17 protein-coding genes are annotated in these 21,520 nt (G+C 72.4%); 5 read left to right on the forward strand and 12 right to left on the reverse strand.

Annotation, left to right across the window (positions count from 1 at the left end):
- Positions 1-42 precede the first annotated feature (42 nt).
- Positions 43-1,161, forward strand: coding sequence for a citrate synthase 2 (locus tag AB0P17_RS12310; protein ID WP_365810091.1), 1,119 nt, complete (start codon positions 43-45; stop codon positions 1,159-1,161).
- Between the two features lie 83 nt (positions 1,162-1,244).
- Here AB0P17_RS12310 and AB0P17_RS12315 read toward each other — a convergent pair whose 3' ends face one another.
- The 7 genes from AB0P17_RS12315 to AB0P17_RS12345 form a co-directional block, all read right to left on the reverse strand.
- Positions 1,245-2,876 carry a 4-coumarate--CoA ligase family protein gene (locus AB0P17_RS12315; protein ID WP_365810093.1) on the reverse strand — a complete coding sequence of 544 codons (1,632 nt, stop codon included), beginning with the start codon at positions 2,874-2,876 and terminating at the stop codon, positions 1,245-1,247.
- 32 nt (positions 2,877-2,908) lie between these two features.
- Complete coding sequence (locus tag AB0P17_RS12320) at positions 2,909-4,126, reverse strand: acyl-CoA dehydrogenase family protein (protein ID WP_365810095.1); 1,218 nt, start codon at positions 4,124-4,126, stop codon at positions 2,909-2,911.
- A complete protein-coding gene (locus AB0P17_RS12325; RefSeq protein WP_365810098.1) occupies positions 4,123-6,168 on the reverse strand; it encodes a biotin carboxylase N-terminal domain-containing protein in 2,046 nt (681 codons plus the stop codon). Before AB0P17_RS12325 ends, AB0P17_RS12320 begins: the two co-directional genes overlap by 4 nt.
- 69 nt (positions 6,169-6,237) lie before the next feature.
- On the reverse strand, positions 6,238-7,842 hold the full coding sequence (locus AB0P17_RS12330) for a carboxyl transferase domain-containing protein (protein WP_365810099.1): 1,605 nt from the start codon (positions 7,840-7,842) through the stop codon (positions 6,238-6,240).
- On the reverse strand, positions 7,839-9,656 hold the full coding sequence (locus tag AB0P17_RS12335; protein WP_365810203.1) for an acyclic terpene utilization AtuA family protein: 1,818 nt from the start codon (positions 9,654-9,656) through the stop codon (positions 7,839-7,841). Before AB0P17_RS12335 ends, AB0P17_RS12330 begins: the two co-directional genes overlap by 4 nt.
- Positions 9,657-9,796: 140 nt before the next feature.
- Complete coding sequence (locus tag AB0P17_RS12340) at positions 9,797-10,603, reverse strand: TIGR03084 family metal-binding protein (RefSeq protein WP_365810101.1); 807 nt, start codon at positions 10,601-10,603, stop codon at positions 9,797-9,799.
- A 75-nt stretch (positions 10,604-10,678) separates the two neighbouring features.
- The gene (locus AB0P17_RS12345) at positions 10,679-11,605 is read right to left on the reverse strand and encodes an EamA family transporter (protein ID WP_365810205.1); all 927 of its coding nucleotides are present in this window, start codon (positions 11,603-11,605) and stop codon (positions 10,679-10,681) included.
- A 462-nt stretch (positions 11,606-12,067) separates the two neighbouring features.
- Here AB0P17_RS12345 and AB0P17_RS12350 point away from each other — a divergent pair, with 462 nt between their 5' ends.
- Positions 12,068-13,957 carry a sulfatase gene (locus tag AB0P17_RS12350; RefSeq protein WP_365810103.1) on the forward strand — a complete coding sequence of 630 codons (1,890 nt, stop codon included), beginning with the start codon at positions 12,068-12,070 and terminating at the stop codon, positions 13,955-13,957.
- Positions 13,958-13,974: 17 nt separating this feature from the next.
- Here the strand turns inward: AB0P17_RS12350 and AB0P17_RS12355 are convergent, their stop codons facing one another.
- Positions 13,975-14,937, reverse strand: coding sequence for an endonuclease/exonuclease/phosphatase family protein (locus tag AB0P17_RS12355; RefSeq protein WP_365810206.1), 963 nt, complete (start codon positions 14,935-14,937; stop codon positions 13,975-13,977).
- 319 nt (positions 14,938-15,256) lie between these two features.
- Between AB0P17_RS12355 and AB0P17_RS12360 the strand changes: the two genes are divergently transcribed.
- The gene (locus AB0P17_RS12360; RefSeq protein ID WP_365810106.1) at positions 15,257-15,583 is read left to right on the forward strand and encodes a nucleoside triphosphate pyrophosphohydrolase; all 327 of its coding nucleotides are present in this window, start codon (positions 15,257-15,259) and stop codon (positions 15,581-15,583) included.
- Positions 15,584-16,244: 661 nt separating this feature from the next.
- Here the strand turns inward: AB0P17_RS12360 and AB0P17_RS12365 are convergent.
- From AB0P17_RS12365 to AB0P17_RS12380, 4 genes are all read right to left on the reverse strand, one after another.
- Complete coding sequence (locus AB0P17_RS12365; protein ID WP_365810107.1) at positions 16,245-16,796, reverse strand: EF-hand domain-containing protein; 552 nt, start codon at positions 16,794-16,796, stop codon at positions 16,245-16,247.
- A 222-nt stretch (positions 16,797-17,018) separates the two neighbouring features.
- Positions 17,019-18,005, reverse strand: coding sequence for an NAD-dependent epimerase/dehydratase family protein (locus tag AB0P17_RS12370; RefSeq protein ID WP_365810109.1), 987 nt, complete (start codon positions 18,003-18,005; stop codon positions 17,019-17,021).
- A gap of 42 nt (positions 18,006-18,047) precedes the next feature.
- Positions 18,048-18,743: a M15 family metallopeptidase gene (locus AB0P17_RS12375; protein WP_365810110.1), complete on the reverse strand. Its 696-nt coding sequence runs from the start codon at positions 18,741-18,743 to the stop codon at positions 18,048-18,050.
- 352 nt (positions 18,744-19,095) lie between these two features.
- Positions 19,096-19,839 carry a GNAT family N-acetyltransferase gene (locus tag AB0P17_RS12380; RefSeq protein WP_365810112.1) on the reverse strand — a complete coding sequence of 248 codons (744 nt, stop codon included), beginning with the start codon at positions 19,837-19,839 and terminating at the stop codon, positions 19,096-19,098.
- A 230-nt stretch (positions 19,840-20,069) separates the two neighbouring features.
- Here AB0P17_RS12380 and AB0P17_RS12385 point away from each other — a divergent pair, with 230 nt between their 5' ends.
- Positions 20,070-20,456, forward strand: a complete 387-nt coding sequence (locus tag AB0P17_RS12385; protein ID WP_365810115.1) for a BlaI/MecI/CopY family transcriptional regulator — start codon at positions 20,070-20,072, stop codon at positions 20,454-20,456.
- 3 nt (positions 20,457-20,459) lie between these two features.
- A complete protein-coding gene (locus tag AB0P17_RS12390) occupies positions 20,460-21,446 on the forward strand; it encodes a M56 family metallopeptidase (protein WP_365810116.1) in 987 nt (328 codons plus the stop codon).
- The last annotated feature ends 74 nt before the right edge of the window (positions 21,447-21,520 follow it).

Consider the following 21,520-nt stretch of genomic DNA (forward strand, 5'->3'; position numbering starts at 1 on the left):
AGACACCGCACAGACGCCGCACACAACGCGAGGAGCCGCCCGATGTCCGACTTCGACACTTCCTTCGTCCCCGGACTCGAAGGCGTCGTCGCGTTCGAGACGGAGATCGCCGAACCGGACAAGGAAGGCGGCTCCCTGCGCTACCGGGGCGTCGACATCGAGGATCTCGTCGGGCAGGTCTCCTTCGGGAACGTCTGGGGGCTGCTGGTCGACGGGGCGTTCAACCCCGGCCTGCCGCCCGCCGAGCCCTTCCCGATCCCGGTCCACTCGGGTGACATCCGCGTCGACGTCCAGTCCGCGCTGGCGATGCTCGCGCCCGTCTGGGGCCTGAAGCCGCTCCTCGACATCGACGAGCCCACGGCCCGCGACAATCTGGCGCGCGCCGCCGTGATGGCGCTCTCGTACGTGGCCCAGTCGGCGCGCGGCCAGGGGCGTCCGATGGTCCCGCAGCGCGAGATCGACAAGGCGAACTCGGTCGTCGAGCGCTTCATGATCCGCTGGCGCGGCGAGCCGGACCCCCGGCACGTCAAGGCCGTCGACGCGTACTGGACGTCGGCCGCCGAGCACGGCATGAACGCCTCCACCTTCACCGCCCGCGTCATCGCCTCCACCGGCGCCGATGTCGCCGCCGCGCTCTCGGGCGCCGTCGGTGCGATGTCCGGGCCGCTGCACGGGGGCGCGCCCTCGCGCGTCCTCGGCATGATCGAGGAGATCGAGCGCACGGGCGACGCGACGGCGTACGTCAAGCGGACCCTCGACCAGGGCGAGCGGCTGATGGGCTTCGGCCACCGGGTCTACCGGGCCGAGGACCCGCGGGCCCGCGTGCTGCGGCGTACGGCGCGGGAGCTGGCGGCGCCGCGGTTCGAGGTGGCGGAGGCGCTGGAGAAGGCGGCGCTGGAGGAGCTGCACGCGCGCCGGCCCGACCGGGTGCTGGCGACGAACGTCGAGTTCTGGGCGGCGATCGTGCTGGACTTCGCGGAGGTCCCCGCGCACATGTTCACGTCGATGTTCACCTGCGCCAGGACCGCGGGCTGGTCCGCGCACATCCTGGAGCAGAAGCGGACGGGGCGGCTGGTCCGCCCGTCGGCGCGGTACGTGGGGCCGGGCACCCGGAGCCCCCGGGAGATCGAGGGGTTCGGCGACATCGAGCGGATCGCCTGACCCGCCCGGCGGGAGCGGCCGGGCGGGCGGCGCGGCGCGGGCGGGGCCGGACGGGGCGGGGCCGGACGGGGCGGGGCGGGGCGTCAGGTGTTCTCCCTCGCCCGGTCCCGCGCCTCCCGGTCCCGCAGCTCCCGCCGGAGGATCTTGCCGGAGGCGGCACGGGGCACGCCGCCGACGAACTCGACCCGGCGGACCTTCTTGTACGGGGCGACGCGCTCGGCGACGAACGTCATCACCTCGGCCCCGGTCAGCTCCTCCGCGCCCGGCCGGCGCACGACGAACGCCTTCGGCACCTCGTTGCCGTCGTCCTCGTACACCCCGATCACCGCCGCGTCCGCGATGGCGTCGTGGGTGAGCAGCAGGGCCTCCAGCTCCGCCGGGGCGACCTGGAAACCCTTGTACTTGATCAGCTCCTTCACCCGGTCGACCACGAAGAGCCAGCCCTCCCCGTCCACCCGCCCGACATCGCCGGTGTGCACCCAGCCCGCCGGATCGATCATCCCGGCCGTGGCATCGGGGCGGCCCAGGTAGCCCTTCATCACCTGCGGACCACGCAGCAGGATCTCGCCCTCGGCACCGGGGGCGGCGTCGCGCTCCGGGCCGTCCAGGGCGACCACGCGCATCTCGGTGCCGGGCAGCAGCTTGCCGACCGCGCCGGGCGGCGGGTGCTCGGCGGTGAGCGGGACGACATGGGTGCCGGGCGACAGCTCCGTCAGGCCGTACGCCTGCCGTACGCACGACAGGCCGAGCCGCTCGGAACAGGCGGCGGCGAGCCGTGCGTCCAGCGGCGCGGCGGCGCTCAGGACGTAGTCGAGCGAGGAGAGGTCGTACCGCGCGACGGCCGGGTGCTTGGCCAGGGCGAGCACGATGGGCGGCGCCACGTACAGCCCGGTGATGCGGTGCTTCTCGATGGCCGCGAGGAACTGGCCGAGGTCGAAGCGGGGCAGGACGACGACGGTCGCGCCGTGCCGCAGCGGGGCGTTCATCAGCGCGGTGAGCCCGTAGATGTGGAAAAAGGGCAGAACCGCAAGAATCCGGTCGCCGGGCTTCATCTCCATGACGGGTTCGAGCTGCGCCAGGTTGGTCGCCATCGAGCGGTGCGTGAGCATGACGCCCTTCGGGACACCGGTGGTGCCCGAGGAGTACGGGAGCGCCGCGATGTCCTCGCCGGGATCGATGGCGACCTCGGGCACCGGCGCGGCCGACCGGGCCAGATCGAGGACCGAGCGGTGTCCCTGCGCCCGGTCGCAGACGAAGATCTCCTCGATCCCGCCGACCAACTCGGCCGCCCTCCGGGCCACTTCGAGCAGCGTCGAGACGGTGACGACCCACCGGGCCGCGGCGTCGCGCAGTTGCGCGGCGAGTTCTTCGGGGGTGGCGAGCGGGTGGACGGTGGTGACGGACGCCCCGGCGCGGGTCGCCGCGTGGAACACCGCCGGGTACGCGACGGTGTTGGGGCTGTGCAGGGCGAGGACATCGCCCTTGCACACCCCGGCGTCGGCGAACGCGGCGGCGATCCGCCGGTGCGCCTGGTCGAGTTGGGCGTACGTGGTGGTCGCGCCGTTCGTCCCGTCGACGAGGGCGACGGTGTCGCCGTACGCGGCGGCACGGCCGAGCACGGCCTCGTGGATGGGCAGCTCCACGGCCGGGACCTCCGCGTACTCACTGCGGAACACCCGGCCCCCGCCGGACCCGTCCGAACTGTCGAACTCCATGGCGATCCCCTTCCGCTACGACTCGCTCCGTCTCAGTACGACTTGGGGAGACCCAGGGACTGGTGGGACACGTAATTCAGAATCATCTCGCGGCTGACGGGCGCGATCCGGGCCACGCGGGCGGCGGTGACGAGTGAGGCGAGGCCGTACTCACGGGTGAGGCCGTTGCCGCCGAGGGTGTGCACGGCCTGGTCCACGGCGCGCACACAGGCTTCCCCGGCGGCGTACTTGGCCATGTTGGCGGCCTCACCCGCGCCGGTGTCGTCGCCCGCGTCGTAGAGGAACGCCGCCTTGCGCAGCATCAGTTCGGCGAGCTCGATCTCTATATGGGCCTGCGCGAGGGGGTGTGCGATGGCCTGGTGCGCGCCGATGGGCGCCTTCCAGACCTGCCGGGTCTTCGCGTACTCGACGGCCCGGCCGAGCGCGTACCGCCCGATGCCGAGCGCGTACGCGGCGGTCATCACGCGCTCGGGGTTGAGCCCGGCGAAGAGCTGGCGCAGCCCGGCGTCCTCGTCGCCGACGAGCGCGTCGGCCGGGAGCCGTACGTCGTCGAGCACCAGCTCGAACTGCTTCTCGGCGGCGTGGAGTTCCATGTCGATGGGGGTACGGCCGAAGCCTTCGGCGTCGCGCGGGACGATGAAGAGGCAGGGCTTGAGCCCGCCGCCGGCCCCGCCCGCACCGCCAGGTCCGGCCTTCCCCGTCCGTCCGACGATGAGCGTGGCGTCCGCGATGTCGACACCGGAGACGAAGACCTTGCGGCCGGTCAGGATCCAGCCGTCGCCGTCCGGGTCCCGGCGTGCCGTGGTCGTGATCCGGTGGGAGTTGGAACCGGCGTCGGGCTCGGTGATGCCGAAGGCCATGGTGCGGGAGCCGTCGGCGAGGCCGGGCAGCCACTGCCGCTTCTGGTCGTCCGTACCGAAGCGGGCGATCACCGTGCCGCAGATGGCGGGCGACACGATCATCAGCAGGAGCGGGCAGCCGGCTGCGGCCAGCTCCTCCATCACCAGGGACAGTTCGGCGATGCCGCCGCCTCCGCCACCGTACTCCTCGGGCAGGTTCACCCCGAGGTAGCCGAGTTTGCCGGCCTCGCGCCACAGGGTCTCGCGGTCGTAGCCGCGTCCGTGGCGGCGGCCGAGGGCGGCGACGGCGGCGCGGAGCGCGGTGTGCTCCTCGCTCTCGGTCAGGAAGCTTCTACGGGTACTCGTACGGGCGTTCGTGCGAGTAGCGGTACGGTCCGGGGTGCCGCTCATGAGGCATCTTCCTCCGGTGCGTCGGTGGCGGTGACGACGGCGAGCAGGGCGCCGACCTCGACCTGGCGGCCGGGGACGGCGAGCAGTGCGGTGAGCGTGCCGGAGGCGGGCGCGACGACGCGGTGCTCCATCTTCATCGCCTCCAGCCAGACGACCGGCTGCCCGGCGCTGACCCGTACCCCCTCGGCCAGCCCCTCCGCGACCCGTACGACGGTCCCGGGCAGGGGCGCGAGCAGTGAGCCCGGCTCGGCGCCCCGGCCCGGGCCGGCGAACCGGGGTCGCGCGAGCAGCCGGTACGAACCGGTGGCGGAGTCGACGTGGACCTCGTCGCCGTACGCGGCGACATCGAAGTGCGTGACGACACCGCCGGTTTCGAGACCGACGCGGGAGGGCGAGACGGACGTGACCCGTACGGCGCCGGCCGCCCCGGCCGCCCCGGCCGCCCCGGCCGCCCCGGCCGCCCCGTCATCTTCCGCGGCCCCTTCCGCGTCCTCCGCCGCAGCCTCGACCACGAAGCCGTCGCGGGTCGCCCGGTAGCGGACCTCGTGCGCGCCGTACGTCTTGGTCTGCGGCGCCGACGGTACGTTCCGCCAGCCGCCGAGGCGGGCCGGGACAGCCCCGCCCAGGGACCGGGCGGCGGCGTCGGCGAGCGCGGCGGCGACGGCGGCGCCCCGCTCACCGGCGCCCGGGGCGGGGGCGGTCAGGTCGGCCAGGTGGCGGTCGTAGAAGCCGGTGTCGAGCCGCCCCGCCAGGACCTCCGGATGCTCCAACGACCGTACGAGCAAGGCCCTGTTGGTGTCGGGGCCGTGCACCCGGGCGCGGCGCAGGGCGTCCCGGAGACGGCGCAGGGCGGCGGCCCGGGTGGGCGCCCAGGCGATGACCTTGGCGATGAGCGCGTCGTAATGGACGCCGATGGTGTCGCCCCCGGCGTATCCGGCGTCGACGCGCAGCCGGGGCACGTCTCCCTGCGCGCCCCCGGGCTCCCCGGCCCCCGGCACCTCCAGCAGGTGCAGCCGGCCCGCCCGGGGGGCCCAGCCGTCCGCCGGATCCTCGGCGTAGAGGCGGGCCTCCACCGCGTGCCCGTGCGCGGCCGGCGGCTCCGGAGGAAGGGGCATGCCCTCCGCGACGGAGAGTTGCAGGGCGACCAGGTCCAGGCCGAACACCTCCTCCGTGACGGGGTGTTCGACCTGGAGGCGGGTGTTCATCTCCAGGAAGTACGGGCGGCCGTCGGCCGAGATCAGGAACTCGACCGTGCCCGCGCCCCGGTAGCCGACCGCGCGGGCCGCGGCAACGGCCGCCCCGGCCAGCTCCGTACGGAGCCCGTCGGGCAGCGCGGGCGCCGGAGACTCCTCGATCACCTTCTGGTGGCGGCGCTGCAGCGAGCAGTCACGGGTGCCGAGGGTCCATACCGTGCCGTGCGCGTCGGCGAGTATCTGCACCTCCACGTGGCGGCCACCGGTCACATAGGGCTCGGCGAAGACCTCGCCGTCCCCGAACGCGGCCCGCGCCTCCGCCGACGCCTCCCGCACCTCCCGCTCCATGTCGCCGAGTGCGCGCACGATCCGCATGCCCCGGCCGCCGCCGCCCGCCGCCGCCTTCAGCAGCAGCGGCAGGTCCGCCCCGGTGGCGGCGGCCGGGTCGACGGGCGCGAGCAGCGGCACACCGGCCGCCGTCATCAGCTTCTTCGCCCGGGTCTTCGACGCCATCGCCTCGATCGCCTCCGGGGGCGGCCCGATCCACACCAGCCCGGCATCGCGGACGGCCCGCGCGAACTCCGCGTTCTCGGCGAGGAATCCGTACCCGGGATGGACCGCGTCCGCACCCGCCGCGAGCGCCGCACGCACCAGCAGATCGCCGCGCAGATAGGTGTCGACGGGCGCGGCCCCCGGCAGGCGCACCGCCAGGTCGGCATCGCGTACGTGCAGCGCGCCCGCGTCGGCGTCCGAGTGCACGGCGACCGTGGTGATCCCCAGCTCCCGGCAGGTACGGAAGACGCGGCAGGCGATCTCGCCCCGGTTCGCGACCAGAACAGCACCGATCATCGTGTCTCCCTCATGCCTCATGCCTCATCCCTCTTCCCCTCCCCACCCGTCCCGTTCACCTCATTCACCTCACATCCGGAAGACGCCGAAGCCGCCGCGCACGCCCTCGACCGGGGCGCTGTGCACGGCGGACAGGCACAGCCCGAGGACCGTGCGGGTGTCGCGCGGGTCGATGACGCCGTCGTCGTACAGCCGCCCCGAGAGGAAGACCGGCAGCGACTCGGACTCGATCTGCCGCTCCACCATCGCGCGCAGCGCCGCGTCCCCCTCCTCGTCGTACACCTGCCCCTTCGCGGCGGCCGAGGCGCGCGCCACGATCGACAGGACGCCGGCGAGCTGCTGCGGGCCCATGACGGCGGACTTGGCGCTCGGCCAGGCGAAGAGGAAACGCGGGTCGTACGCCCGGCCGCACATGCCGTAGTGCCCGGCGCCGTACGACGCGCCCATCAGGACCGAGAGGTGCGGGACCTTCGAGTTCGCCACCGCGTTGATCATCATCGCCCCGTGCTTGATGATGCCGCCCTGTTCGTACTCCTTGCCGACCATGTAGCCGGTGGTGTTGTGCAGGAAGACGAGGGGGATGTCGCGCTGGTTGGCGAGCTGGATGAACTGCGCGGCCTTCTGCGACTCGGCGGAGAACAGCACGCCCCGCGCGTTGGCGAGGATCCCGACCGGATAGCCGTGCAGCCTGGCCCAGCCCGTCACCAGGCTGGGCCCGTACAGCGGCTTGAACGCGTCGAAGCCGGAGCCGTCCACGATCCGGGCGATCACCTCGTGCGGATCGAAGGGGATCTTCAGGTCGCCGGGGACGATGCCGAGGAGTTCGTCCTCGTCGTATCTGGGCGGCTCCACCGATTCCGGTGCCGGATCGGCGCCCGCCTTGCGCCAGTTGAGGCGCGCGACGATACGCCGGGCCTGCCGGACCGCGTCGGGTTCGTCGCGCGCGAAGTGGTCGGCGAGTCCGGACGTACGGGCATGCATCGCCGCCCCGCCCAGGGACTCGTCGTCGCTCTCCTCGCCCGTGGCCATCCTCACCAGCGGCGGCCCGCCGAGGAAGACCTTCGACCGCTCCTCGATCATGACGGTGTGGTCGGACATCCCGGGCACGTAGGCACCGCCCGCCGTCGAGTTGCCGAAGACGACGGCGATGGTCGGGATCCCGGCGGCGGAGAGCCGGGTGAGATCGCGGAAGAGCGCGCCGCCGGGGATGAAGATCTCCTTCTGGGAGGGGAGATCGGCGCCGCCGGACTCGACCAGGCTGATGAGGGGGAGGCGGTTGGCGTACGCGATCTCGTTGGCGCGCAGGGCCTTGCGCAGGGTCCACGGGTTGGACGAACCGCCGCGTACGGTCGGGTCGTTGGCGGTGATCACGCACTCGACGCCCTCGACCACCCCGACCCCGGTGACCATGGACGCGCCGACCGGGTGATCACTGCCCCAGGCGGCGAGCGGGGAGAGCTCCAGGAACGGGGTGTCGGGGTCGAGCAGCAGCTCGATCCGCTCCCGGGCGAGCAGCTTGCCGCGCTCACGGTGGCGGGCGGTGTACTTCGGGCCGCCGCCGGCGAGGGCCTTGGCGTGCTCGGCGTCGAGCCGCGCGAGCTTGGTGAGCATGGCGGCGCGGTGGGCGGCGTAGTCGGCGGAGGTGACGTCGAGGGTGGAGGGGAGCACGGTCACTGCGGGGCCTCCGGTGCGTCGGATCCATGGCGTCCACGGACTCCGTGGGTTGTACGGGCTCCATGGCTTCCACGGGCTCCATGGGCTCCACGGGCTCCGTGGGTGCTGTCGGTGAGCTGAGGAGCATCCGGGAGCAGCGAGACCGGGATGTCGAGATGGCGCGAGCGCAGCCACTCCCCCAGCGCCTTCGCCTGGGGATCGAACCTGGCCTGCGCGGCGACCCCCTCGCCGAGCAGTCCCCCGACGGTGAAGTTGACGGCGCGGAGATGTGGAAGGAGGTGCCGCTCGACGCGTAACTCGGCCACCTCGGGGAGGAGTTGACGGAACCGTTCCACCGTCAGCTCATGCACCAGCCACCGCCACGCGGCCTCGCTCTCCGTCCAGAGCCCGACGTTGGCGTCCCCGCCCTTGTCGCCGCTGCGGGCGCCCGCGACGGCTCCGAGGGGGGCGCGCCGGGTGGGCAGCCCGGCGGGCAGCGGCGGCGGAAGTCCGGGGGACGGTCCTACGGGCGGCGAGGCGTCCCTCTCTGCCGTACGTAAGCGACGTGGGACGGGCAGCCGGGTCCCGTCCGGCAGTACGGCCACCTGCGTCACCTCGTCCGCGTCGATGTACGCCGCCTCGAAGACCCCGTACGGCGCGCCCTTGCCCGGTGGGGCCGTCACATGGAAGCCGGGGTAGCTGCCGAGGGCCAGCTCGACCGCCGCCCCGGTGACCGCCCGCCCCACCGTCTCCGGGTCACCGTCGCGCACGACGAGCCGGAGCAGCGCGCTCGCGGTCTCCTCGGTGGCGGCGTCCGGCCGGTCCGTACGGGACAGCTCCCAGCGGACCTCCGCCGGGCGGCGCCTCGGGGCGGGCCCGTCGAGCGCGTCCTCCACCTGGGCCCGGACGAGGCGGGCCTTGGCCTCGACATCGAGACCGGTGAGGACGAAGACGACCTCGTTGCGCCAGCCGCCGATCCGGTTGAGCCCGACCTTGAGCCCCGGGGGCGGCGGTTCGCCGCGTACGCCGGTGATCCGCACGCGGTCGGGGCCGTCCTGGTGGAGCCGTACGGTGTCGAGCCGGGCCGTCACGTCCGGGCCCGGATACCGGGCGCCCCCGGTCTCGTAGAGCAGCTGTGCGGTGACGGTGCCGATGTCCACGACCCCGCCCGTACCGTCGTGCTTGGTGATGACCGCCGAGCCGTCGGCGTGGATCTCGGCGAGGGGGAAGCCGGGACGGCGCACGTCGTGCCGGGCGAAGAAGGAGTAGTTCCCGCCGGTCGCCTGGGTGCCGCACTCCAGCACATGCCCGGCGACGACCGCACCGGCGAGCGCGTCGAGGCAGGGGCCGGGGCCGGTTTCGGGGCCGGCCCCGGGGCCGGCCGCCTCGTCCCAGCCGAAGTGCGCGGCGGCGGGCCCCGTCACGAGCGCCGCGTCCGTGACCCGCCCGGTGACGACGACATCGGCGCCGGCCCGCAGACAGGCCGCGATCCCGGCGCCGCCGAGGTAGGCGTTGGCGGCGAGGACGCCGTCGCCCCACTTCCGGCGTCGCAGCAGGTCGTCGCCCTCGACGTGGGCGACCCGTACGGGCACTCCCACCCGGTCGGCCAACTCCCTTACAGCGTCGGCCAGTCCGGCCGGGTTGAGCCCGCCCGCGTTGGTGACGATCCGGACGCCCCGCTCGTGGGCGAGCCCGAGCCCTTCCTCCAACTGCCGGAGGAACGTCTTCGCGTACCCCGCGCGCGGGTCCTTCCGGCGGTCCCGGCCCAGGATGAGCATGGTCAGTTCGGCGAGATAGTCGCCGGTCACGACGTCGAGAGACCCGCCGGTGAGCATCTCGCGCAGGGCGTCGAAGCGGTCGCCGTAGAAGCCGGAGGCGTTCCCGATCCGCAGCACGCCGGTACGGGATACGCCGGTACGCGACCCGCCCGCGGTACGGGACCCGCCGTCACCGGGCCCGGCCGTACCGCCGCCGCTCACTCCGGGCCCTCCGGCTCCGAGCCCTCCGGCGCGCGCCCCGCCCCCGGCGGCCCGGCGAACGCCTGCGCGATGTCCAGCCACCGCCCGGCGTCGGCGCCCTCAGCCCGTACGGCGAGATCCGCGCGATGGGCCCGTTGGGTCACCAGCAGACAGAAATCGAGCGCGGGCCCGGTCACGCACTGGCCCGCCCCCTCGGCTCCGTACGTCCACAACTCCCCTCCGGGGCCGGTGAGATCGACACGGAACTGCTCGGCGGGCGGCTGTTCCCCCCTTACCAGGAAGGCGTAGTCGCGGGCCCTTACGCCGATCCTGGCGACGTGTCGCAGCCGCGCGGTCGGCGCACGCCTCACCCCGAGCGCGTCCGCGATGTCCTGGCCGTGCGCCCAGGTCTCCATCAGCCGCGCCGTGGCCATCGAGGGGGCGCTCATCGGCGGCCCGTACCAGGGGAAACGCGCACCGGCCGACGCCTCGTCCAGGGCCCGCCGCAGCCGCGCGCGGCCGTCGCGCCACCGGGCGAGGAGTACGGGGGCCGGCAGCGCGGCCCCCGCCCGAGCACCGTCGTCCACGAAGGTGGCGGGGGCCGTGGCGGCCTTCTCCGCCTCCCCGGCGAAGGCGGCCGGGTCGGTCACGGCGAGCAGCGCCACGCGGTCGGTCCAGGCGAGATGGGCGATCTGGTGGGCGATGCTCCAGCCGGGGGCGGGGGTGGCCGCGGTCCACTCCGGCTCACTCAACCCGCTGACCAGCAAGTCGAGTTCGTCGCTCTCGACGCTCAGGTCCCCGAACACGGCGGCGGCGTCGGACACGGTGCGCTCCCCTCAGGGCACGGCGATGTGCGTGCCCCGGAGCATGGCAGTACCCGAATTGACAAGCAAGCACACTTACTCGTTCCCGAGCGCCCCGCCTTTTCGTGCCCCGGTGCGGGCCCGCTTCCGCGCCCGCTCCCCCACCTGGGTCCGTACGGCCCCCATGCTCGCCACGATGACCAGCACGATCGCCAGCGCGTCGAGCGCGGAGAGCGCCTGGTCCAGGATGAGGAACCCGCAGGCCGCCGCGACGCCCGGCTCCAGGCTCATCAGCACGGAGAAGGTGGGCGCGGGCATCCGCCGCAGCGCGATCAGTTCGAGGGTGTACGGCAGGACGGACGACATGAGCGCCACCACCAGGGCCAGCCCCAGTGTGGACGGCTCCAGCAGCTTCGCCCCCGACTCCAGGAAGCCCAGCGGCAGGATGAGGAGCGCCGCGACCGCCATCGCCAGGGCCAGCCCGTCCGCCTGCGGGAAGCGCCGGCCGGTGCGCGCGCTGAAGACGATGTACGTCGCCCACATGACGCCCGCGGCGAGCGCGTACCCGACACCGAGGAGGTCGAGCCGGTCGAAGCCGCCCCCGCTGAGCAGCGCCACGCCGCCGAGCGCGAGCACCGCCCACAACAGGTTGACCAGCCGCCGGGAGACGATCACCGAGAGGGCGAGCGGGCCGAGGACTTCGAGGGTGACGGCGACGCCCAGCGGGATGCGTTCGAGGGCCTGGTAGAAGAGGCCGTTCATGGCGGCGAGGGTGGCGCCGAAGACGAGGACGGTCCCCCAGTCGGTGCGCGAGTGCCCGCGCAGCTTCGGCCGGCACACGGCGAGCATGACGAGCGCGGCGAGCCCGAGGCGGAGCGTGACGATACCGACGGCGCCGGTGCGGGGCATCAGCAGAACGGCGACGGCCGCCCCGACCTGCACGGAGAACCCGCCCGCGACGACAAGGGCGACGGGCCCGAGGGGCCCCCGCCGGGCCCCGGGGGCCGGCGCACCGGAACCCACCGCGCCGACACCCTCGGCTCCGGCCCGACCGTCAACGCGTTCGGCAGCTCCTGCGGCAACTCCTGCGGCAGTTCCCACGGCGACGGCCTCGGGCACCGGTACGGCGGCGCCCACGGCGGCGGTACGCGACTCCTCCACCACAACTTCCTCCCCTCGGTCTCAACGAGACGGAAACGTAAAACGGACACTCGACGAACACGACAGTCCAACATGATGGACGTTCCATCCAAGATACTGCACTCCGGTGGATGGCTCATCCTGGTACCCCTGATGCTGTGGCCGGGCCCGCCGCGGGGCGCGCCGCCGCGCCGGCTCTTCCTGGTGCGGCGGGCGGTGGCCCCGCGCCCGGCAGGTGGACGATTGAACCGAAACCGCCGCCGGGCCGTACAGTCTGGCGGCGGTCCCGCCCGAGAGGTCCGGTCCGCCCTGCCACAAGGGGTTTCGCACGGAAGGACCATCAGGTTGTCGCCCTGGACGCGCGCTCGTCGGCTGCTGAACACGGACAAAGCGAAGGCTCCGGAGCCGGCCCCGGAGCACACAGCGGACACACCTGATGCTCCGGAGCCCACAGCGGAGCACGCACCGGGCGCACCGGGCGCACCGGACGCTCCGGAGGGCGCACCAGAACGGGCGGACGCACCGACCCCCACCCCGACATCCACGCCGACACCGACAGCGACCGGCCTGCGGGACCGGTACCCGTCCCTGGTCAGGGCCGGTTCCTGGACGCTCACCGGCCTGGCCGCCGTGCTGGTCTTCGTCGCCCTCCTCCTCCCGAACGAAGCCTCCCTCATCACCCCCGAAGCCTTCGCGCACCTGCCGGGCGAGATGATCATCGGCGCCGCCGTGCTGCTCGTGCTGCCGCCCAGGGCGGGCCGGGTGGCGGCGGCCGTCGCGGGCGCGGGCCTCGGCCTGCTGACCCTTCTCAAATTCCTCGACCTGGGCTTCTACACGGTCCTGGACCGGCCGTTCGACCTGGTGCTCGACTGGATCCTGTTCGACGACGCCGAGTCCTTCCTCCGGGACACGCTCGGCCGGGCCGGCGCGATCGCCGCCGTGATCGGGATCGTGATCCTCACCCTCGCCGTGGTCGTCCTGATCACGCTGGCGGTCGTACGGCTGGCCGGCCTCATGGTCCGCCACAGCGGCCCGACGACCCGTACCACCCTGCTGTTCGGGACGGTGTGGGTGACCTGCACGGCGCTCGGCGTCCAGATCGCCGGGGTGCCCGTCACGTCCAGGAGCGCGGCCGATCTCGTACGGAGCCACGCCGACCTGGTGAGCGCCGGCCTGAAGGACGGCAAGCAGTTCGCCAAGGAAGCCCGCGTCGACCACTTCCGCGACACCCCGCCCGACCAGCTTCTGACGGCGCTGCGCGGCAAGGACGTCATCTTCACGTTCATCGAGAGCTACGGCCGCAGCGCGATCGAGGACCCGGCGATGGCACCGCAGGTCGGCGCGGTGCTCGACGACGGTACGGAGAGGCTCAAGGCGGCCGGGTTCGCCTCCGAGAGCGGCTGGCTCACCTCGCCGGTCGCGGGCGCCGGGAGCTGGCTCGCGCACTCCACCTTCATGTCCGGCATGTGGATCAAGAACCAGCAGCGCTACCGCAGCGCCACGTCGAGCGACCGCCTCACCCTCACCGGCGCCTTCGGACGCACGGGAGACTGGCGGACGGTGGGCATCATGCCGGGCGTCACCCGCTCCTGGCCGGAGGGGAAGTACTTCGGCCTCGACAACATCTACGACTCGCGGGACATCGGCTACCAGGGCCCGAAGTTCAGCTGGTCACCCGTACCCGACCAGTACAGCCTGGACGCGTACGAGCGCCTGGAGCACGGCAAGAAGGACCGCGAGCCGCTGATGACGGAGATCGTCCTCGCCTCCAGCCACAACCCCTGGTCGCCCATCCCGAAGATGGTCGGCTGGGACGAGATCGGGGACGGCTCCATCTACCACGGCATCAAGAAGGAGGGCACGAACCCCACGGAGGTGCTGGCCGACCCCGAGAAGCTGCGCAACGAGTACCGCCGGGCGATCGAGTACTCGCTGAGCAGCCTCATCTCGTACGTGGAGAAGTACGGCACCGACGACACCGTCCTGGTCTTCCTCGGCGACCACCAGCCCAACGCGACCGTCACGGGCCCCGGCGCGGGCCGCGACGTCCCGATATCGATCGTCGCCCGCGACCCGAAGGTCCTGGACCGGGTCTCCGACTGGGACTGGCAGGACGGTCTGAAGCCGGGCCCGGACGCCCCGGTCTGGCGCATGGACACCTTCAGGGACCGCTTCCTGACGGCGTACGGCCCGCGGAGGGGCATCGCCGAGGCGGGCGGCCAGGCGAAGAAGTGAGGTGACGGCGGCCGAGGTCAGTCCAGGGTGATCCGGGCGGCGACCGGCAGGTGGTCGCTGCCGGTCGCCGGCAGGGTACGTATATGGCCGACCGTTCCGGCACGGACCATGACCTGGTCGATCCGGGCCACCGGGAAGGCCGTGGGGAAGCTGAAGGCCACGCCCCGTTCCGCCACGTTCAGTTGGGAGGTCACCGGGGCCAGCCCCCGGTCGTCGACCGTGCTGTTGAGATCGCCCAGCAGGATCACCGTCTCCACCTTCTCCGCGGCGATCTCCTTTCCCAGCAGCCCCGCGCTCTCGTCGCGCCAGGCGGAGGCGAGACCACTCGCCCGGACCCGGACCGAGGGCAGGTGAGCGACGTACGCCGCGACCTCGCCGTGCGGCGTACCGACCACGACCCGCAGCCCCCGCCGCCACCCCTCCCCGATCCCCTGGGGACTGATGTCCAGCAACCCCGCCTCGGTCAGCGGATGCTTCGACCAGAGCCCGACGGTGCCCTGGACCGCGTGGTGCGGATACTCCGCGGCGAGCGTCCTCTCGTAGACCCCGAGCGCGGGCGGCACCAGCTCCTCCAGCGCGATGAGATCGGGCCCGGCGCCTGCCAGCGCGCGGGCCGTGCCCGCGGGGTCGGCGTTCTCGTCGCTGACGTTGTGCTGCACCACGACCAGGTCACGCGGGCCGGGATCGGGGGCGGGCAGCAGCAGCCCGCCGAAGAGATACGTCCACGCCGCGACCGGCAGCAGCAGCGCCACCAGCGCGAGCGCCGAACGGCGCAGCAACGCCAGCCCGAGCAGCACCGGGACCGCGAGGCCGAGCCACGGCAGGAACGCCTCCAGCAGACTCCCCAGCCGGCCCACGGAGTTGGGCACGGCCCGATGGAACCCCAGCGCCCCGGCGGTCACCACCGCCAGCACGGCGAGCACCCGCCCGCGGGCCCAGACCGACCGGCCCTCGCCGCCATCCCGCCCACGGCCCGCCACGCGCCGGAACACCGCCTTCACCGTCACGGTAGACGTAGACGTCACACCGCTGCCTGCCCGTACCTGCTCGCCCATGGCTTCCCGTCCACTTGACCTTGTCCCTCAAGACGAGTCGCCGGGCCGATCAGTTTCGGTTTCCGTGAGCACGTGCCCCAACACCGAGACCGACACGCTCCACAAGGATCTGGGGATGACACCCCGAACGGGTGGGATTGGCGGTTCGCATGGCGAGCCGTGAGGCGTCTTCCCTAGGCTGCGTCGGCATGAAGGGGCGGCGTCTGGCGACTGCCTCACAGCGATAGGCGCGGGAGAGCAACCGGTGGACCGCTACAGCAAGGTGGGCAAGTTGGTGCGAGACCGGATTCCGCAGATCGTCCGGGAGAACGGCGCTGAACCGGTCATCTACACCGCGGGCCCGGAGGAATACCGCAGCCGACTGCGGAACAAGCTCGGCGAAGAGGTCGCCGAGTTCCTGGAAGCGGACGAGGAGTCGGCGCCCGAGGAACTCGCGGACGTGCTGGAGGTCGTACGCGCGCTCGCGGCGGACCTCGGGGTCGACGCGGACCAGTTGGAGAAGATCCGCGAAGCCAAGGCGGGCCAGCGGGGAGGCTTCGCCGACCGGATCATCTGGACGGGCAACCGCTGACCGCCCGTCCGCTCCGGCTGTTTTTGCGGTACACGACTTCGTGCACAACGTCGCACGTGTGTGGGGAGGTTGATTGGTACGCGGCTTCGCTCACCAGGGCTATACGCGAGGGGGGACGTTTCGTATGTATGCGTCTCACGCCTCGGGTTTGGCCAGGACAGCATGACAGACGCCGGGCAGCGGCAGCACGGGGGTGGTATCGGCGAGGACGAGTCCGACCCGGCGCGCCAGTGCGGTTATCTCGCCGGGGTCGATGCCGCGCTGAAAGGTCCCCTTGCTCTGGTTGGACCAGAAGCCGTCGCGAATCCTCCCACGTCCTCACCGCGATCGGCCTCACCCGCGACCAGGCCCGCGCAACCCTCCGACTCAGCCTCGGTCGCACCAACACCGGCACCGACATCAACCAACTCGGGTTCCATCGCTTCGGGCTCACCGTGGCCGGTGACGGCGAACGGGTCCTGCTCGACTCCCTGGACCGCCCGGTACCGATCCGAAATCCCCGACAGGGGCGCGTGAGCGTGCCCCTGATCGGCCCCGGTTCGGCTGTTCTCCCCCAAGCACCCATCCTCTGCACGGCGACGGCCGCCCGCTGGGATCGGACCCCAGGGGCGGCCGTGGACGGCTCCCGGCCGAAACTGGCGAACGCCGGGAAGCGGGTGGGTCAGACGCGCCCGAAGAACAGGCTGCCCGGCGCCTCCGGGTCGTGCGAGAGGAAGTGCTCACGAATCGCACGGATGAACTCGTGGCGCGAGATCGCGCCGTCCCCGTCGGTGTCCAGCCTCGTGAACGAGTCCATCGCCTCGGGCGCGTCGATCCTCCGCACGTCCCTCAGGAAGCGGGCGAACTCGTCCTTGCTGATCTCGTTGTCGCCGTCGACATCGATGACATCGAAGAACACATGGCCGCCGCCCTCGGTCACGTTGAGCCGACTGGTGTCGATGACCGCGAGGCGGTTGGCCGTGACGAACTGCTCCTTCGTGAGCCGGTCCCCGTCCACGCCTGCGTGGCGCAGCAGCTCCAGCCAGTAAGTCTGGCAGAAGGAGTGGAGCGCCCTGGCCCGGCGGTCGTCCTTGCCGAGCCGGTAAGCCTGGATGTAGCGGTCGGCGAACTGCTGGTAGTCCGTCCAGTCCAGATAGCCGTCGTGGTTGGCGTCCATGGCGTCGAACTCACGCTCAAGCTTGGTGGTGATGACGTCCTGCACCATCGTGGTCATGGGCCGAATCCTTCCGTGATCTTGGTTGCGGTTTCCTCAGCATGGGGGCCATGCCTCCTGATGGAATGCCGGACCACGCCCATGACACCCGAATTGGTGATCACCCTCCGCGAGTTGCCGCACGCCATGCCGCGAGCGGCCGAGCCGGGCCGGCCGGTCGCCCGTGCCGAGCAGCCCACGCAGGGACCAACGTTGTACGCGTGCGATTCGGGCCGAGGAACGTCAGCCGAGAGCGTCCAGCAACTCGCGCTCCCGCCGGGCGCTCAGCCCGGCCCGCCGTACCCGGTCGAGCCCCTCCTCCCGCTCCCAGCGCAGCGTGTCCGCCAGCAGCTCCGCCGGGAGCCGAGGGCGGAGCCCCGCCGCGCGCGCCGCCGCCCCGCTCCGGGCCTGCCACCCTTCCCAGCCGGGCTCGACCAGCCACAACGGCAGCGACTCCTCTCCCATGTACTCGCCGACGCCATTCGCCAGCAGCCAGGCCGAATCCGCGGTGACCACCGGCCCGGTGTGCCCGCCGAGCGTCCGGGACAGCTCGACCCACTCCTCGAACGGAACCACCGGTCCGACGGCGTCGTACGTCCCGGTGACTCCGCCCTCCGCACAGTCGAGCACCCAGGCGGCCAGGTCCCGTACGTCGACCGCCTGGGTCGGCATCGCCGGTGTGCCGGGAACGAGCATCGGCCCGTGGGAATCGCGCGCGGCACGGGCCACCCAGTAGCCCGAGCGTCCGCTGTGGTCGCCAGGGCCGCCGATAAGACCGGCGCGCGCGACGAGGAGGTGGCCACCCACGACGGACCTCGACGCCTGCTCGCAGGCGACCTTCGCCTCGCCGTACGCCTCGCGGTCGACCGTGGCCCGTTCGGTCGGCGGAAGCAGCTCCGTGGACTCGTCCGCGTCCAGCACGGCGTGGGACGCGTAGGCGCTGACGGAGGAGACGTACGTCCAGTGCCCTGCCCTGTCCCCCAGCGCGTCGAGCGCCCCGCGAACGAAGCCGGGCTGCCAGGACACCTCCATGACCGCGTCCCACTCACGGTCGAGCAGTGGTTCGTACGCCGAGGGGTCCCCCCGGTCGGCGGCCACCAGCCGCGCCCCGTCCGCGACTTCGCCGCTCTCGCCGCGCGCGAGGCACGTCACCCGATGGCCGCGCCCCAGCGCCTCCCGCGACAACTCGCGTCCCACCCAGGCCGTTCCGCCCAGAATCAAGATCTCCATGCCCAACAGCCAAGCAGCGCCCGCGCCGGGTGCCCAGAGGAGTTAGCTGTCGGCAGAGCCGCGACGGCCGCCGTCCCGGGCGCTTCCGTCGGACGGCTGATCCTCCGGTGACACCGGCTCGGCGGACGGGGGCGCCGCGCTCGTGGTGGGGGACGGCACTCCTCCGGTGACGGGGACGGAGGGGTACCCGGTGTCGAAGTGCATGTAGTCGGGCACCTTGATGTTCTGCCAGATCCAGCCCTCGTCGACGAAGGTCCGCCACACCGGTCCGCCGTCGAGGATGGCGCCCTTGCCCGGAGCGCGCTCGGCGTACTTGGCGCTGGGGGACCAGCACGTGCAGCGCAGATCCTTCCAGGGGTTCTGCAACGGGTTGATGTCGATGGCGCGGCCGTTGGCGTGAGGGGATTCCGTCACGGGAGCGTTGATCTGGTTGAGCCGACGGCAGTTGTAGGCCGCCGTGTTGTTGTCTTCCAGACTGGCCTTGGTGTCCCCCTCGTAGGCTTCCACCGGCCGCATACGGTAGATGGGGAACCGTTCGTCGAACAGGCGGGTGAAGACACGCGAGACGCTCTCGGTGATATCGGCGTTGACGATCAGTGTGCCCCTCCGTATCCCGCCCTCGAAGTCGACATAGTTGACCTCGACACGGCGCAGGTCCTCGCGGGTGACAGGGCAGCCCTCGCGCCACACCCCGGTCTCGACGATCCGTTGCCACTGTTCCGCCGGAACCTCCTTCACGACCGGGTTCGCGGACGGCGACGGGCTCGGGGTGGGCGTTCGTGATTCCGCGGCCCCCGTGCCACCCTCCGCCGTATCGGCGCCGGTCGCACACGCGGTGGCGAGCAGGACGCAGGCCGCGGACAGTGAGCGCCCGAGGAGTGCACGGCGCCGCCCGCCACCGGGAGCGGGGGAGATTCGGCCCTGGAGCGCCGGGCGGGCGCGGTGTTCCGTGGCTCCCCGGACGGGAACGGTCCTGCGGCTGGTCAAGGTGATCCTTCTGGTTCGGACAGCGGTGTCTTGCGCGGCGAGCGGAGAGCGGCGAGCGGAGAGCGGCGAGCGGAGAGCGGCGGGCGGAGAGCGGCGGTAATGGTCAGCCGCGATGCGGTTCGCCGGTTTCCTCCCTGGTCCAGCCCGGAGGCCAGGAAGGGGTTTCGAGGACGCGCTCGTAGGTGAGCAGACCGCGTCCTTCGGGCGTGCGGCTCTCGCCCTCGCGTCGCCATCCGCGGCGTTCGTAGTACGGCCCGGCGCCTCCGGGTCCTTCCACGGTGACGAGGGAGACCCGCGCGCACCCGGCTATGGCGCAAGCGGCGACGAAACGCTCGACGAGGTCCGCCCCGATCCCCAGGGAGCGGGCCGACTCGTCCACGGCGATGTGCGCGAGCACGGCCCCCGGGCCCCGGGACGTCTGCGGGCCGGCCGTGGTGGGCCACTGGGGCTGATCCGGCTGCTGACGTCGCGTCAGCTTGCTGAGGTAACGCGGAGCCCTGGTCCGCAGGAAATGTCCCAGCAGGGCGGGCCGCACGGCCAGGCCGCCGAGAGCGCGTATCAGCAGCGCGCCTCCGTGCCGGCGCAGCATATGGCGGCGGTGGAGCGCCGGGTCCGTCACGCCCACCAGGAAACCGACAGGACGCTCCTTCGCCACGGCGATGAAGGCCAGGGCGTGCGGGCTGGTCATATAGGTCCCGGTGTATGCCGACAGGAACCGGGGGCCGAGACGGGCGAAGAACCCGTCGGGAAAGAGCCGCAGATGCTCCCGTACGACATACGGCAGATGCTCGGGGTCCATGAACCGCACGGCGTAGGGGCGGTAGGGGATCGGCCCGGTGCCTCTCATGGCGGGAAGACGGCGTCCGGCCGAGTGCGGATCCCGGGCGGGGCGGGCAGGGCTCGATGGCGCGGTAGCGCGGGTTTCGGCGTCCACACCAGCAAACTACTACGCTGCGTAGAAATAAATCTACTACGCTCTGTAGAAGCAGTCGGTGAGGCCCGGCACCACGGGCCGGGCCGAACGGGCTCCCCTCGGCGGGCAGACTGGTACAGCGCGACGACGGACCCTGGGAGGGGATGGTGACCATGCGAGCGTTCGGCGAGTTGGAGTCGGAGATCATGCGGGTGGTGTGGCAGCGGGCCGAACCCGTCACCATCCACACCCTGACCGACGCGCTCAACGGCCCCCGCACGCTGGCCTATACGACCGTGATGACCGTCACCGAACGGCTGCGTGAGAAAGGCTGGCTGACCAGAAGGAAAGAGGGCCGGTCCTACCGCTACAGCGCCGCCCGGAGCGCCGACGAGTACACCGCGGAACTCATGGGCCAGGTCCTGGACGCCTCCACCGACCGGGCCAGCGCCCTCCTGCGCTTCGCCGGCCGCCTCGACCCGCAGGAAGCCGCGGCCCTGCGGGAAGCCCTGGCGGATCCCCCCACCGCCCCGCCGCGGAACGGAGGCTGAACCATGCTGGTCATCGGCACGCTGCTGCTGTACGCCGCTCTCCTGGGCGTGGCGGGCAACCGGGTCCTCACCCGCGCGGCATGGGTGGTCCACTCGCCCCGGACCGCACTGTGCCTGTGGCACACCTGCGCCGTCACCTTCCTCGCCACCATCGCCTGCGTTCTCGTGCTCACCGCGCACGATGTGTGGGAACACGCCGTGGTGTGGCTGTTCCACGCGGACGAGCCGCAGGTGCACGCCCTGTACAGCGGCTCCTGGTACGCCGACGAGATCGCCACCGGCGCGACGGTCGTGCTGCTCGCCGCGGTGAGCTCGGTGACCGTACTGACTGTACGGCGTCTGCGGATCTTCCGTCACGAACGGAACCGGCACCGTCTGGTCGCCGACGCGCTCGCCCCGTACGGGACCGGCCCGCTGCGCCGGGTCCGCGTGCTGGAGGATCCCGTACCGGCCGCCTTCTGCATCCCGGGCTCACGGCACGACGCCCGCATCGTCCTGACCCGCGGCGCCCTGTCCCTCCTCACCCCCGAGCAGGTGTCGGCCACCGTCGCCCACGAACAGGCACACCTGAGTTACCGGCATCACCGCGTGATCGTCCTCGCGGATGTGGTGACCGCGGCCGTCGGCTGGAGCGGAGCCCTGCGCGACTACGCGGAACAGACCCGGCGGCTGGCGGAAATGGTGGCCGACGACCACGCGGCCGACGAGCACGGGCAGCGCACGCTCGCCGTCGCGCTGCTGGAGATGTCCGCCGCCCCCGGGAACACCATCGGCAGCCTCCCTGCCATGACCGGGGCGGATCCCGCCGAGCGGATCCGCCGGCTCATCGCCGGACGGCACTGCGCCGCTGATCGCGCCCTGCCCCTCCTGGCGGCAGGCGCTGCCGTCGCCCTGCTCATGGTGCCCACCACCGTGTCGCTGGCCCCGGCCGCCACGGTCGCCAACACCGCCCACTGCCCGCCGCGCTGCGACCCGCCGACCCAGGAATGATCCGCACGGGACGCGTAGGACCATGGCGGAATGCCGGGTACGCGACGGGCCGAGCGGGCCATACTGGGGCGGAC

The sequence above is a fragment of the Streptomyces sp. NPDC088124 genome (assembly GCF_040685895.1).
GTDB lineage: Bacteria > Actinomycetota > Actinomycetes > Streptomycetales > Streptomycetaceae > Streptomyces.